General features: G+C 35.5%; 16 protein-coding genes. 15 read left to right on the top strand and 1 reads right to left on the bottom strand.

What is annotated here, in order from left to right:
- Nucleotides 1-57 precede the first annotated feature (57 nt).
- From FHL05_RS06625 to FHL05_RS06595, 7 genes are all read left to right on the top strand, one after another.
- Nucleotides 58-2,301 (top strand): glycoside hydrolase family 65 protein, encoded by a 2,244-nt coding sequence (locus FHL05_RS06625; RefSeq protein WP_153522316.1) that lies wholly within the window; start codon nucleotides 58-60, stop codon nucleotides 2,299-2,301.
- A gap of 67 nt (nucleotides 2,302-2,368) precedes the next feature.
- Complete coding sequence (pgmB, locus tag FHL05_RS06620; RefSeq protein ID WP_153384594.1) at nucleotides 2,369-3,055, top strand: beta-phosphoglucomutase; 687 nt, start codon at nucleotides 2,369-2,371, stop codon at nucleotides 3,053-3,055.
- Between the two features lie 44 nt (nucleotides 3,056-3,099).
- Nucleotides 3,100-4,083: an aldose epimerase family protein gene (locus FHL05_RS06615; RefSeq protein ID WP_153384595.1), complete on the top strand. Its 984-nt coding sequence runs from the start codon at nucleotides 3,100-3,102 to the stop codon at nucleotides 4,081-4,083.
- A gap of 31 nt (nucleotides 4,084-4,114) precedes the next feature.
- On the top strand, nucleotides 4,115-4,498 hold the full coding sequence (locus FHL05_RS06610; RefSeq protein ID WP_153384596.1) for a VOC family protein: 384 nt from the start codon (nucleotides 4,115-4,117) through the stop codon (nucleotides 4,496-4,498).
- A 220-nt stretch (nucleotides 4,499-4,718) separates the two neighbouring features.
- Nucleotides 4,719-5,300, top strand: a complete 582-nt coding sequence (locus tag FHL05_RS06605) for an LbetaH domain-containing protein (protein WP_153384597.1) — start codon at nucleotides 4,719-4,721, stop codon at nucleotides 5,298-5,300.
- Nucleotides 5,301-5,321: 21 nt separating this feature from the next.
- Nucleotides 5,322-5,921: a sugar O-acetyltransferase gene (locus tag FHL05_RS06600; protein WP_153384598.1), complete on the top strand. Its 600-nt coding sequence runs from the start codon at nucleotides 5,322-5,324 to the stop codon at nucleotides 5,919-5,921.
- Between the two features lies 1 nt (nucleotide 5,922).
- Nucleotides 5,923-6,546 (top strand): putative quinol monooxygenase, encoded by a 624-nt coding sequence (locus FHL05_RS06595; protein WP_153384599.1) that lies wholly within the window; start codon nucleotides 5,923-5,925, stop codon nucleotides 6,544-6,546.
- Between the two features lie 64 nt (nucleotides 6,547-6,610).
- On the opposite strand, the gene FHL05_RS06590 is transcribed toward FHL05_RS06595, so the two are convergent.
- Nucleotides 6,611-6,898 carry a hypothetical protein gene (locus tag FHL05_RS06590; protein ID WP_153384600.1) on the bottom strand — a complete coding sequence of 96 codons (288 nt, stop codon included), beginning with the start codon at nucleotides 6,896-6,898 and terminating at the stop codon, nucleotides 6,611-6,613.
- Nucleotides 6,899-7,311: 413 nt separating this feature from the next.
- Here FHL05_RS06590 and FHL05_RS06585 point away from each other — a divergent pair, with 413 nt between their 5' ends.
- The 8 genes from FHL05_RS06585 (at nucleotide 7,312) to FHL05_RS06555 (ending at nucleotide 13,130) form a co-directional block, all read left to right on the top strand.
- The gene (locus FHL05_RS06585) at nucleotides 7,312-8,946 is read left to right on the top strand and encodes a PTS transporter subunit EIIC (protein WP_153522314.1); all 1,635 of its coding nucleotides are present in this window, start codon (nucleotides 7,312-7,314) and stop codon (nucleotides 8,944-8,946) included.
- Nucleotides 8,946-9,425 carry a PTS sugar transporter subunit IIA gene (locus FHL05_RS06580; RefSeq protein WP_153384601.1) on the top strand — a complete coding sequence of 160 codons (480 nt, stop codon included), beginning with the start codon at nucleotides 8,946-8,948 and terminating at the stop codon, nucleotides 9,423-9,425. The genes FHL05_RS06585 and FHL05_RS06580 overlap by 1 nt, the downstream gene beginning before the upstream one ends.
- Nucleotides 9,426-9,492: 67 nt before the next feature.
- Nucleotides 9,493-9,951 carry a helix-turn-helix domain-containing protein gene (locus FHL05_RS06575; RefSeq protein ID WP_153384602.1) on the top strand — a complete coding sequence of 153 codons (459 nt, stop codon included), beginning with the start codon at nucleotides 9,493-9,495 and terminating at the stop codon, nucleotides 9,949-9,951.
- Nucleotides 9,948-10,280: an IS3 family transposase gene (locus FHL05_RS06570; RefSeq protein WP_153384603.1), complete on the top strand. Its 333-nt coding sequence runs from the start codon at nucleotides 9,948-9,950 to the stop codon at nucleotides 10,278-10,280. Before FHL05_RS06575 ends, FHL05_RS06570 begins: the two co-directional genes overlap by 4 nt.
- 56 nt (nucleotides 10,281-10,336) lie before the next feature.
- Nucleotides 10,337-11,110 (top strand): DeoR/GlpR family DNA-binding transcription regulator, encoded by a 774-nt coding sequence (locus FHL05_RS06565; RefSeq protein WP_153384604.1) that lies wholly within the window; start codon nucleotides 10,337-10,339, stop codon nucleotides 11,108-11,110.
- Between the two features lie 157 nt (nucleotides 11,111-11,267).
- Nucleotides 11,268-11,393, top strand: a complete 126-nt coding sequence (locus tag FHL05_RS12710; RefSeq protein WP_272950435.1) for a hypothetical protein — start codon at nucleotides 11,268-11,270, stop codon at nucleotides 11,391-11,393.
- Between the two features lie 90 nt (nucleotides 11,394-11,483).
- The gene (locus tag FHL05_RS06560; protein WP_153384605.1) at nucleotides 11,484-12,290 is read left to right on the top strand and encodes an HAD family hydrolase; all 807 of its coding nucleotides are present in this window, start codon (nucleotides 11,484-11,486) and stop codon (nucleotides 12,288-12,290) included.
- Nucleotides 12,291-12,386: 96 nt separating this feature from the next.
- Complete coding sequence (locus FHL05_RS06555) at nucleotides 12,387-13,130, top strand: SDR family oxidoreductase (protein WP_153384606.1); 744 nt, start codon at nucleotides 12,387-12,389, stop codon at nucleotides 13,128-13,130.
- Nucleotides 13,131-13,264: the final 134 nt, after the last annotated feature.

Here is a 13,264-nt window from a genome sequence, read left to right as displayed (position 1 = left end):
AAAGGTAATTGGGTATTGTTTACCTGATTACCTTTTTTAGTAGGAAGGTGTAAATTAATGCAAAGAATTTTTGAGGTCGATCCTTGGAATATTGTGACCCACAAATTAGATAAGAAAAATAAACGACTCCAAGAGAGTATGACCAGCCTTGGAAATGGCTACATGGGCATGCGTGGTAATTTTGAAGAAGATTATTCTGGTGATAGTCTTCCTGGAACTTACCTTGCTGGTATTTGGTATCCAGATAAAACCCGTGTCGGCTGGTGGAAAAATGGCTATCCAAAGTATTTTGGAAAAGTTATCAATGCTGTCAACTTCATAAAAATGAATTTTTTAATTAATGATTCAAAATTAGATTTAAATAAAGATACGATCAGTGATTTTAAATTAGATTTAAATATGCAAAACGCCACCTTGACGCGTAGTTTTGTCGTTGAAAAAGGCGATGCCAAAGTTAAGTTTAATTTTAGAAGATTTTTAAGCAGCGCTCAAAGAGAGTTATCGATTCAAAAAGTTAGTTTTGAAAATTTATCTAAAGACCCAGTCGATATTAAAGTTATTTCTGCTTTAGATGCTGATGTCAGAAATGAAGATGCTAATTATGATGAACGCTTCTGGCAAGTGTTAGAAATTACTGACGACAGTATCATTGCAGAAACCAAACCAAACGATTTTGGAACGCCTAGATTTACTTCTGGCATGCAAGCAAGTTATGTTACTGACCTCACGCAAGTTGGACATGAAACAACCGATTTAGAAACCAGTCAAATCTTTTTAGATACCTTGCAGCCTAACGAGACTAAAACTATTGAAAAGCGTGTCGTTGTGGTAACTTCTCGTGATTATGACTCGGTCGACGATCTGCGGGATGCAATGGAAGGCATTTCTGCAAAAATTTCCAAAGTTTCATATGATGATTTATTTGCATCTCATCAAAACGTTTGGGAACAACGTTGGAATCAATCAGATATTAAAATTGATGGCGATGTTGATGCTCAACAAGGGATGCGGTTTAATCTCTTCGGATTATTCACCACATACTCTGGAGCCGATTCACGTTTGAATATTGGCCCTAAAGGATTTACTGGCGAGAAGTATGGCGGTGCAACTTATTGGGATACTGAAGCATTCTGTATTCCAGTTTATCTAGGAATCACTAATCCGGAAGTATCGCGTAATTTGTTGATGTATCGTTATAATCAATTGGATGGAGCCTTTGTTAACGCCAAGCAACAAGGTTTAAAGGGTGCTCTATTTCCAATGGTCACCTTCAATGGTATCGAATGTCATAACGAATGGGAGATTACCTTTGAGGAAATCCACCGTAACGGCGATATAGCTTTTGCAATTTATAATTACACACGTTATACCGGCGACAAGTCTTTCGTATTAAAGGAAGGCAGCAAGATTTTGACAGAGATATCACGCTTTTGGGCTGACCGGGTCCACTTTAGCAAACGTAAGGGCATGTACATGATTTATGGCGTTACAGGTCCTGACGAGTATGAAAATAATGGCGACAACAACTGGTACACGAATTTCTTAGCTAAATGGACTTTGAAATATACCTTAAAAGTTCTTGGCGAAGTTTCTGCAGAACAAGCTAAAAAGTTAAATGTCTCCGATGAAGAAAAAGCTCAATGGCAAGATATTATCGAGAAAATGTATTTGCCATTTGACGAAGATCTCGGAATTTTCGTTCAACAGGATGGCTTCTTGGATAAAGATATCAAACCTGTTAGCTCCATTCCTAAGGATCAATTGCCAATCAATCAACATTGGTCCTGGGATAAGATTTTACGTTCGCCTTATATCAAACAAGGAGATGTTCTTCAAGGCATTTGGGACTTTATTGATAAGTTTACTGAACGTGAGAAGAAACGTAACTTCGATTTCTATGAACCATTGACAGTCCATGAATCCAGTCTTTCACCTGCAATTCATTCTGTTTTGGCATCTGATTTGCACTATGAGCAGAAAGCGGTTGCATTATATGAGAGAACCGCTAGACTAGACTTAGACAATTATAATAATGACACCGCAGATGGTTTGCACATTACTTCAATGACCGGTGGATGGCTCGCAATGGTTCAAGGGTTCGCTGGAATGCGTGTTCATGATGATGGAACCTTGAGTTATAAACCATTTTTACCAGAAAAATGGAATGGTTATTCATTTAGACAAGTCTTCAGAGGACGTGTAATTGAAGTTTGTGTTCAAAAGGATGGATCTCACTTCAAACTTATTTCTGGAGAACCACTTCAAATTGAAGTGCATGATAAGCCACTTTTGCTTAAATAATTGTAAAATAAGAGTGTCTGGATAGATATATTCAGGCACTCTTTTATCAAAGGAGCTAATATAAAATATGGGAAAATTCGAACAGATCAAGGGATTTATCTTCGATTTAGATGGTGTGATTGCTAATACATCAGTCTACCACGCCAAAGCTTGGCACCAATTAGCTGATAAAGTAGGAGTTAGTTGGACAACAGATTTGGCAAACCAACTTAAGGGTGTTGGCAGAATGGATTCATTGAATCTTATTTTAAAATCAGGCAATAAGGAAAATGACTATTCTGACGAGCAAAAGGCAAGTCTAGCTGAAGAAAAAAACGACAACTACTTGCAGCTTTTGAAGTCACTAGACAAATCTGAAATTTTGCCTGGTATGGAGAAGTTCATTGAAGATTTGTCGGCTCATAATTATTTGATTTCTTTAGCTTCATCTTCAAAGAACTCGCCTCGAGTTTTGGAAGCTTTAGATTTGAATAAATATTTTGATGCGCGTGTCGATCCTGCTACTTTGAAACATGGCAAGCCAGATCCAGAAATTTATGTTCGTGGAGCTCAAGTTCTTAATCTTAAGCCAGAAGAATGTATTGGTTTAGAGGATGCTGTTGCCGGTATTACTTCGATTAATGGTGCTGGTGAAATTTCAGTTGGTATTGGCGATCCTGAAATTTTGAATGAAGCTGATATTAACTTCAAAGACACATCAGAAGTAACTCTAGAGAATATTGAGTCAGCAATGAAACGTAAATTAAATGTCTGATTCAATAGAAGATATTAGATAATTGTAGAGAAGCGAGGGTAAATATGTCAGTAACGAAAACAACTTTTGGAAAAATAGGTACAGAACCAGTCTACCTTTATAAAATAACGAATCAGAATCAAACTAGTATCAGCGTTTTAAGTTATGCTGCAACCTGGCAAAATTTTGAAGTTGTTGAAGATGGTGAGAAGCATTCACTGATTGAACACTTCGATAATTTGACCGATTACATCAAGACGCCTTATCAAGTAGGTAAGACGATTGGACGAGTTGCTGGTCGAATCAAAAATGCTGAATTCTCGATTGATGGTATTGATTATCAAATGAAACCTAATGAAGGTCAAAACTTGCTGCATGGTGGAGAAAATGGTTTACAATATCAAAACTTTAATGAAGCAGCAGTTGATGATAATTCGGTCTTTTTAAGTCATACTGTTAAAGGAGAGGATGGTTTTTCAGGTACTCTAAAAGTTGAGGTTCGTTATAGTCTCAGTGAAGATGACGAAGTTTCTATTACTTATCATGCTAAGACTGATCACGATACATTATTTAATCCAACTTGCCACGTTTATTTTGATGTTGGTTCAGAAAATATTCGTCAGCAACAATTACAAATTAATTCCAAGCATTTCTTGGATGTTGATGAAGGCAAGGTGCCAACTGGGAAACTATTAACAACAACTAATGCTTATGATTTCAACGATTTTAAGACAATTGGTCAAGGCTTGAAACAACTGAAGCCATTGCGTAAATATGAATTCGATGACGTTTTTGTAGTTAGTGATAAAGCAGCAACAATTAAATCTGATAAACGCGCCGTTGACCTTTATACAGATCGAAACGGCATGGTTATTTTTACAGCCAATCCAAAAGATGAGGCAAAGAACAAAAATTATGATTATAGTTCTTTAGCTATGGAGTTACAGACCTTACCTGACGCTATCAATCACGATGATTTCGGCAATACTGTTTTGAAAAAGGGTGCAGAAGTAAGTTACACTAATAAATATCAATATCGTAAATTATAATCGGTAATTAAGAATGAAATAGAGGGGTTTTATGCAAATCGAACATGTAGGTTTATTCGTTCACGATTTAAAAAAGACAGTCGACTTTTATGAGACATTTTTTAAAGCTACTGCCTCAGCTAAATATCACAATCCGGTAACGACCTTTTCGTCACAATTTTTGACTTTTCCTGATGGAGCAAGACTAGAAGTCGGGACTCGGGAAGATCTAAATAAGCATCGGGTTTCTGGTTATCCAGTTGGCTACATGCACATTGCCATGTCACTAGGCTCTAAGGAAGAAGTTGACAGCTTGACTAAAGAAATTGAGGCTGCTGGCTATAAACACCTTAGTGGTCCACGTGTCACCGGGGATGGCTATTATGAAAGCGTAGTTTGTGACCCTGAGGGAAATCAAATTGAATTAACAGTTTAAACGAAAGCAGGATATAATCTGGTCAGCTTTCGAGCATTAAGGAAAATAAGCTAAGGTAATCGATTTTGATTGCCTCGGCTTATTTTGTTTTAAGTGGGAAAAAAGTTAATTTCCATTCGCTTTTTATCATATTCATTAATTGAATAACTGCCAATGTGATATAAGTATTAGACAAGTCCAACAGATGCGATTAGTCTTGGAATATAGGAAGTGTTAAAAAATGGATGAGTCAAAAAATTCTACGCTGGAAAAAGCTCTCAAAGGTGGGAAACTAGATTATACGCAAACGGATTTTGAAATAATCGATCGAATTGTTGAAGAGAATTCCAAAATTATTACTAAAATCAATCAAACCTATCATTCTAAAAATGAAAGAAGACAATTATTCAGTCATTTGTTTGGTTATCAAATTCCTAGCACAACCGATATTAAAGCACCATTTAATGCCGATTTAGGTTGTCATACTTTCGTTAAGGATAATGTTTTTATTAATAAGGATTGTTTCTTTATTGATTTGGGTGGAATTTGGATTGATTCTAACGTCAAATTAGGACCAAGAGTAAATCTAATAACAGCTAATCATGATGAGAATCCTAGTAAACGGCAGAATTTAATCACTCATGCTATTCACATTAAAAATAATGCTTGGTTGGGCGCTAATGTAACCGTCCTACCGGGTGTAACGATTGGCGAGAATTCTATTGTTGGAGCTTCTTCAGTTGTGACCAAAAATGTTGAACCCAATAGTATTGTTGTTGGAAGTCCAGCTAAAAAGATTCGCCAAATTAATTTTGAAAAATAACTTTTTAAGGGAGCATCTAGTATGTCAATGACTGAACACGAAAAACTATTAGCAGGAAAAGATTATGATTATCGCGATAAGGAGTTGCAACAGATGATTGCTAAAGGTAAACGATTAGTTCAAGCAATCAATACAGAAACAGATCAAGCAACTCGAGAAAAAGATATTAAAGATTTGTTTGGTAAAGTTGGGCAACGTTTGACAATTAATGGAACTTTTGGAGCTGTCTATGGTGCACATATCAGTTTTGGGGATGACGACTTTATCAATGGCAACTGTTACTTTCAAGATTCTAATCGAATTACTTTTGGCGACCGCGTAATCGTTGCTCCAGATGTAAAATTTTATTGCGGCGAACATAATATGGACGCTACTAAACGTTTTGGGACTAGAGAAGATGGCAGCCATTATTTGATTAGTTATACGCAACCCATTTCAATTGGCAATGATGTGTGGATTGGTGGCAATGTCACTATTATTGGTGGAGTTCATATTGGCAATAACGTCATTATTGGAGCAGGAGCTGTTGTGGTAAAAGATGTACCTGATAATACAGTTGTCGGTGGCGTTCCAGCCAAGGTTATTGAAAAATTGCCAGCTTTAAAAAGTGAAGGTGATTAAGATGGAATTACAAAAGATACCAATTTTTCGAATGTATCGTCTGATAACTAATGAAAAAGATCGTGATGATTTTGTTGCAGAAGGCGTCAATAATTTACTCACTTCACATCAAAATGAAGCAGGAACTTTGGCTATGTATGCTACCCATGCTGATAAAAGTGGCACCATCAATTACATTTTTGAAATGTACCAAGATCAAGCACATTATCAAATCCATGCTGAGTCGCCGCAATTTAAGCATTTTGCTAAAGTTGCTCAAAAAATCGTTACTGGACGTGATGTGACAGAATTACAGCCGGAAAGCTTGTTAAGTGGAAATAAGGGCTTTTCCGTTAGTGGGGAAAATCCCTATTTGGCCCGATTGGTTGAATTCTCAACTGATTCAGCAAATAAATCAAAAATTAAAACGGAATTATCAAAGTTAAATAGTCAAATAACCAGCTATAAAGCTACTATCAAAGATCAGCCTAATCAGTTTGTTTTATTCGATATTTATAAGAATCAAAACGATTTAAATGAAAGCCTTGATCAACTTAAGAAAATCCTAATCGGAGTTTCTGATTTGGAAATCAAGACTTTAAAAGTTGATACAATGGTCAGTCAAAAAAATATTAATTTAAATTAAAATAATAGACCCCTACTACCTAAAACAATAATAGATAGTAGAGGTCCTTTTTGTTGTTCCATAATTATGCCAAAATACTTTGCATAAGATGCTCTTTGAGATAATCAAATTCACCGAAACCGCTATAAATAAAGGAATATTGCTCTTTGTTATAAGTAAATTTAATACGATTCCAACTGTAATAATTATCTTCTGAAATATCAGAAATTTGTGATATTGGAATCTTTATAACAGGTGAATGTTTCATACCTTTTAATGTAGTAATGGATAAGACGTCGTTGGAGAAAGCAAAATTGACATATCCATAAGAAACTTTATTTTGACTATCAATAATTTGAATATATGCAAACACGTTTTCCACGCACCTTTCTTAATTCATCTTTATAGTAGTTTATCGAACGCGTTTCACAGCAAGTGTAAATGCTCAAAAATATGAAAAAATGTAAAATAACTGGCCCAATTCCTAGAATCTGAAAATATTACAGGCAATTAATTGTTTAAAAGAATTGAATCAGCATTTAAAAAAGTTTAAAAACGCTGCTACATAAGCATTCATTGAATAAAATTGAGCTAATGCTTATTTAAAATAAGCGTTAAATTCTTCAAATGCTGAAAAGTACTGAAACAGTTTTCAGAAATACAATCGTTTTAAGTATCTTGGCGATGAATCATGCTAGTATAGAAATTGTTAATTAACGAATGAAAACATGTACATTGAAATTTTACTTGGTTATCGATAACCGTCTTAAATAAGAGGGTTTGAATATGTCAAAAAATAAAGGTGGAAGTAAAACTTTTGCAGCGTTGCAAAACGTTGGTAAAACATTTATGCTTCCGATTGCTTTATTGCCAATCGCTGGATTGTTCCTAGGGGTTGGTGCTTCATTTACAGGTGCTTCGTTTATTAAAATGTATCATTTACAAGCAATTTTAGGACCAGGTACCTTTTTAAATAGTTTATTAACAATCTTCAATGATTGTGGAAGTGTTATTTTTAATAATTTAGGTCTACTTTTTGCTGTTTCAGTTGCATTAGGTCTAGCTAAAAGTGAAAAGGGTGTTGCTGCTCTTTCAGCATTAGTTGGTTACTTTATGATGTATGCCACAATGACTAGTGCCATTACTAACTTTGGTGAATTGGAACGTTTGAAGAAGATTGGTGGACTCTTAACTAATATGCTCGGTTTCACCAATACTATGGATACAGGTGTTTTCGGTGGTATCTTTATCGGATTGATCTGTGTTTGGTTACACAATAAGTATTACAAGATTAAATTTCCTGATGCCATTTCATTCTTTGGTGGGACACACTTTAGTCCTATTGCCGGAGCTTTAGCTGGTATCGTTGGTGGATTTTTGATGGCTTGGTTATGGCCATATATCGCCATGGGGATTTCTGGTTTAGGTTATTTGATTGGTAAAGCTGGCTATGTAGGAACATTCTTCTATGCTTACGTTTACCGTGCACTGATTCCATTTGGTTTGCACCACGTCTTTTATCTACCATTTTGGCAAACAGCCGTCGGTGGAACAGCACATATTGCTGGTAAAACAGTTGTTGGAGCTCAAAACATTGTCTTTGCACAATTGGCTGCCGGACAACATATCTCATGGCAAGCTGCTAGATACTTTGCCTTTGAATTCCCAGTTATGATTTGTGGTTTCCCAGCTGCAGCTTTAGCAATGTATCACTGTGCTAAAAAGAACAAGCGTAAGGATGTTAAAGGATTGTTGCTTTCATCATCTTTGACATCAATTTTAACTGGTATTACTGAACCACTAGAATTCACTATTTTGTTTGCTTCACCATTCTTATTCTGGGGCATTCACTGTGTACTCTTTGCATTTTCTGCAGTCTTTGTTTCACTATTAAAAGTTGGTGTTGGATTCACATTCTCTGGTGGCTTGCTAGATATGATTCTTTACGGAATTTTACCTGGTCAAGCACGGACTAATTGGATGGCTTTGATTCCAATTATGATTTTCTATTTTGCTTTGTATTACTTTGTATTCAGATTTGCGATTCAAAAATTCAATCTCAAGACTCCTGGTCGTGAAGATGATGATGAAGAAGCAACTCTACACACAAAACAAGAATATGTTGATGACAAAAAGTCAGACAACGCAGTTTCAACTGGTTCAAATAACTCTGATGATGCTATTTCAGCAACTATCGTTGAAGGCTTAGGTGGAAAGACGAATATCAGTACACTGGAAGCTTGTGCCACACGTTTACGTGTAAGCGTAAAGGATCCATCGAGCGTTAAGAAGAATTTACTTAAGTCAACTGGAGCTGTCGGAACAGTAATTCACGGCACTGGTGTCCAAGTTATCTATGGAACGAAAGTTTCGACTATTGGACCCGAAGTCGAAGATTATTTAGGAATTGAGGACGAATAATGGGATTGTTTAATTTTAAAGGAAAAACTGATTTCTATGCACCTGTCACTGGTGAATTAGTGGATTTAAAGGATGTTAGCGACGAAGTTTTTGCAAGCGGTGCCATGGGTGAAGGCTATGGCGTTAATCCTAAAGACTCAACGATTTATAGTCCAGTAAAAGGGCAAATCAGCCAATTATTTCCAACTAAGCATGCTGTTGGTTTGCAATGCGGAAAAATGGAAGTGTTAGTTCATATTGGGATTGACACTGTTGATTTGAAAGGAAAACCTTTTGAAACTTTAGTCAAGGTCGGCGATAAAGTTGATAACAGTACTCCTTTAGTAAAAGTCGATTTTGACCAAATCAAACAGGCTAAAAAAGATCCAGTGACTTTAGTGATGATTACTAATTCAAAGGATGTCATTAAAAACTTTCAATCTCTAGTTGCTGCTAAAACTGAGGTTAATCACGATACCAAAGTTGCTGAAACGAAATAATATCTTAAGGTAGTAGATATTTGAGGTAATCCTCCCGTAATCAAAAGAGATTATAGGAGGCGTTACTTTGACAAAATTTAATTTAGATTTGAAATTAAAAGTTGTACATGAATATTTGAATGGTGAAGGGTCAGTCGTTTTGGGCCGAAAATATCAAATCAGCAGCTTCAGTATTTTCAATTGGGCGCAACGTTATCAAAAGTATGGTGTCGCTGGATTGAAAAAAAGAACCTCTGGATACGATTATGATGGCGATTATAAGCTAAAGGTTTTAAAATGGAAGAGTAAGCATAATGCTAGTTATTCCAAAACTGCTTTGAATTTTGATATCAGTAATCCTGGTACGATTGCCAATTGGCAAAAGAAACTGAATATTGGTGGAGTCAGTGCACTGTATAGTCAGCGGGATAAAAAGAGCAAGAATAAATTTGAATTCGACAAATTAGATAAATTAGAGCAAGAAAATCGTAATTTACACATTGAGAATGCTTATTTAAAAAAACTTCACGCCTTAATTCAGCAATGAAAAATACTGAATTAGAAATTAATGCCGTCAAAGAATTAAGGCGTGAATCAGACTTCAAGGTATACGAGATTTTGCCATTTACATCTATTAATAGTGAGATTTATTACGCTGATAATTTAAATGACCATGTCGAAGAAAAAGTCGAGTTTGATGAAGAGATTTTAAAACAAATCAGAAGAATCAAAACTAAACACCCTGAATACGGCTACCGGACTGTCACCAATGAGCTTCATAAATCTGGCTATCAAGTTAATCACAAACGAGTTTTTAGACTTATGAAAAAAGATAATTTAACTGTTAAGAAAAATGAATATCAAGTTGATTACTAGTTAGGATTACTTCAAAAATACTACTTTTTATTAATGAACTGGAAGGAGAATCGTCCATGATTCCAAGAGAAAAACGAGAAGCCCAAATCATGGAAAAATTAGAAAGCGATGGATGGTTGTCGACTAAACAAATAGCTGATTACTTTAATGTTGCTTTTGATACGGCTAGAAGAGATATTTTACATTTAACCTCTACTGGTCAAGCTTTAAGAGTCCATGGTGGCATCATGGTCAATACTGAAAATGAGGTCCCTGAATTTTTAAACCGGAAACACATTCTTTCTCCAGTCAAATCCGAAATGGCAAAAATTGCTGCTTCATATATTCTCCCAGGAAGATTATATTTCATCGGTTCATCGACAACCTTGGTTCAATTGTGTGATTTGTTAGGACAAGTTGACACAACTATTGTTACTCATGGCATTGACAATGCTGAACATTTGATGGCTAATAAATTTCCTAAAATTGAACTTTTAGGTGGTGTCGTTGATCGAATCAATCGTTATGCTTCTTCATTAGATACCTTAGTAAGACTAAACGATTTTGTCTTTGATGGAGTCTTTATCGGTGCTTCAAGGATTACCGATGAAGGCGATATTACGGTGATGGGTAAAGCTGATGCGGCAATTTTAAGAAAAGCTATTCAACGGGGTAAAAAAATAGTATTAGTAACCCAGGAATACAAGTTTACTACCACTAAAACTTCGCCTTATGTTGTAACTAACTGTCAACAAGTTGATGTTTTAATAACGGATAAAGAATTGAATCCTAAATTTAAAACTTATTTTCGTGACAGCGCCGTTTTTCGTGTGATTAAAAATTCTAAATAAGATAAGAAATAAGGATACTCCCTAGTAAATGGAAGTATCCTTTTTGAGTTAAAAAAATTAAAGTAAGTTCATTAAAATTGATACGGCTGTAAGTGCAAATATGTACTTATGTTAAAATTGATTCAGGATTATTAGAATTTTAAGGAGGATGAATTTTATGAAAAAGGGCAAAAATATAAAAGCATCAGACCTAAAAGATGATTTGGAAATTATTTTTTACATCGTAGGAAGTATAATTGGCTTAATAGTTTTGATTGGTCAATGGACTCACCATACCGATTAGAGTATTATTCTCAAAATAAAAAGTAATCGGTTTCAATAATTTGCTACAATAGAAGGTATAATTATCTAATATATTATGAGGAAGATAGCTATGCCAAAATATTTAGTTTTTATGGATCTTGATGGAACGCTGTTGTCAGCTGACCATAAACATATTTCTAAGCGAACGAAATCGGTCATTGAAAAGTTACAAAAACAAGATGTGCAATTTTATATTGCCACTGGCAGAATGTATGAATTGGCAAGGATTACTCAGGAATTGTTGAATCCCAAAGTCAAGATGATTACTTCTAATGGAGCAGTCTTTGACGGTAGGAATGGTCAAGAAATTACTAAATTGGGTGGAAAAGTTGTTGAAATGGCCTATAAGATTACTCAGGTCAATAAGTTGCCAATGATGTTGTTTACACCTAAAAAGGCCTACTTTACTGAAAGAATCCCTGATTTTATTGCTCAAAATGCTGGTAATTTTGACGATTCATTTGGTTATAGGGAAATCAATAATTTGTCAGAACTTAAAGAGATTGAGGATGAAATTACCAATGGCGTCGTATTGAGTCGTGGGAAAGATTCTGAATTAAAAGAAGCGCACGACAATTTGTTGAAAACAAAGATGTTGCGAATCTCATCGTCAAATCCTCGTAATTTAGAAATGATTCCACTTAAAACTGACAAAGGAACAGCTGTTAGACAAATTCAATTGGAGCAAAATGTAGATTCCAATCACACCTTCGTTTTTGGCGATGGCATGAATGATGTTGGGATGATGCAAGAGGCTAAATTATCAGTCGCCATGGGTAACGGCCTAAAAGAAGTTAAAAAACAAGCTAATTATGTGACGGAAGCTAATGTAAATGACGGATTGGCTATCTTTTTGGAAAATTATTTTAAATTATAATTAAAAGTTATCAATTACCATAGAATATAAGTATTTAACTATTTTTGAAAGGGCTCTTACAATTAATGTGAAAACAAAATTGGAGGGCCTTTTTATATGATTAAAGATAAAGTTGTTATTATTACAGGCGCATCCTCTGGTATTGGTGAGGCTACGGCTAAAAAGTTGGCTCACGAAGGTGCGAAAGTTGTTTTGGGTGCTAGAAGCACTGATAAATTAAGTAAAATTGTTAGTGAAATCAAGGATGCTGGCGGTCAAGCAGTTTATCAAAAAACGGATGTGACCAAACGTGAAGACAGTCAAAAGCTGGTCGATTTTGCTAAAGAAAAATTTGGTCATGTCGATGTCATCTATCTAAATGCTGGCGTGATGCCAAATTCTCCATTATCAGAACTTCGTGTTGAAGATTGGGATTTGATGATTGACGTCAATTTGAAAGGCGTTCTTTACGGAATTGCTGCTATCTTGCCAGAATTTCGTAAACAACATTCTGGACAAATCATTGCCACATCTTCAGTTGCTGGCATAAAGGCCTATCCAGGCGGTGCCGTTTATGGTGCCACTAAATGGGGCGTCAAAGATTTGATGGAAGTTTTGAGAATGGAATGTGCCCAAAATAATGAACACATTCGGACTTCAGTTATTTACCCAGCTGCCGTTCATTCAGAATTAACTAGTCACATTCCTGATAAAGCAGTTGCTAAAGGTGAAGCTGAAGTGAGAGCTCAAACTGAACTCTCAGCTGATAAAGTGGCTAATGTCGTTGCTTTTTCTATCGATACGCCAGAAGACACAACTGTCAATGAATTTACTGTTGGTCCTGTTGATCAAGCTTGGTAAAATAAAAAATGGCTGTTCGTCAAATTAAGTTGATGGCAGTTTACATAAGCAGTTAGATCATAATTGGTCTAGCTGTTTTTTATTTGGCTGACGAGCTTGCTCGGAGCCAAAAAATTTGAAGATTGATACGCTTA

Source organism: Companilactobacillus halodurans (assembly GCF_009600995.1).
GTDB classification, from domain to species: Bacteria; Bacillota; Bacilli; order Lactobacillales; family Lactobacillaceae; genus Companilactobacillus; species Companilactobacillus halodurans.
Note: the sequence above shows the minus strand (reverse complement) of the source record. Positions and strands in the feature narration are given on the sequence as shown.

Coding starts and splice junctions, on each gene's coding strand:
- FHL05_RS06605 (WP_153384597.1), top strand. CDS start 4,719: ATGGATGAGTCAAAAAATTCTACGCTGGAAAAAGCTCTCAAAGGTGGG.
- FHL05_RS06610 (WP_153384596.1), top strand. CDS start 4,115: ATGCAAATCGAACATGTAGGTTTATTCGTTCACGATTTAAAAAAGACA.
- pgmB (WP_153384594.1), top strand. CDS start 2,369: ATGGGAAAATTCGAACAGATCAAGGGATTTATCTTCGATTTAGATGGT.
- FHL05_RS06595 (WP_153384599.1), top strand. CDS start 5,923: ATGGAATTACAAAAGATACCAATTTTTCGAATGTATCGTCTGATAACT.
- FHL05_RS06555 (WP_153384606.1), top strand. CDS start 12,387: ATGATTAAAGATAAAGTTGTTATTATTACAGGCGCATCCTCTGGTATT.
- FHL05_RS06585 (WP_153522314.1), top strand. CDS start 7,312: ATGTCAAAAAATAAAGGTGGAAGTAAAACTTTTGCAGCGTTGCAAAAC.
- FHL05_RS06570 (WP_153384603.1), top strand. CDS start 9,948: ATGAAAAATACTGAATTAGAAATTAATGCCGTCAAAGAATTAAGGCGT.
- FHL05_RS06625 (WP_153522316.1), top strand. CDS start 58: ATGCAAAGAATTTTTGAGGTCGATCCTTGGAATATTGTGACCCACAAA.
- FHL05_RS06560 (WP_153384605.1), top strand. CDS start 11,484: ATGCCAAAATATTTAGTTTTTATGGATCTTGATGGAACGCTGTTGTCA.
- FHL05_RS06615 (WP_153384595.1), top strand. CDS start 3,100: ATGTCAGTAACGAAAACAACTTTTGGAAAAATAGGTACAGAACCAGTC.
- FHL05_RS06580 (WP_153384601.1), top strand. CDS start 8,946: ATGGGATTGTTTAATTTTAAAGGAAAAACTGATTTCTATGCACCTGTC.
- FHL05_RS12710 (WP_272950435.1), top strand. CDS start 11,268: ATGAAAAAGGGCAAAAATATAAAAGCATCAGACCTAAAAGATGATTTG.
- FHL05_RS06565 (WP_153384604.1), top strand. CDS start 10,337: ATGATTCCAAGAGAAAAACGAGAAGCCCAAATCATGGAAAAATTAGAA.
- FHL05_RS06600 (WP_153384598.1), top strand. CDS start 5,322: ATGTCAATGACTGAACACGAAAAACTATTAGCAGGAAAAGATTATGAT.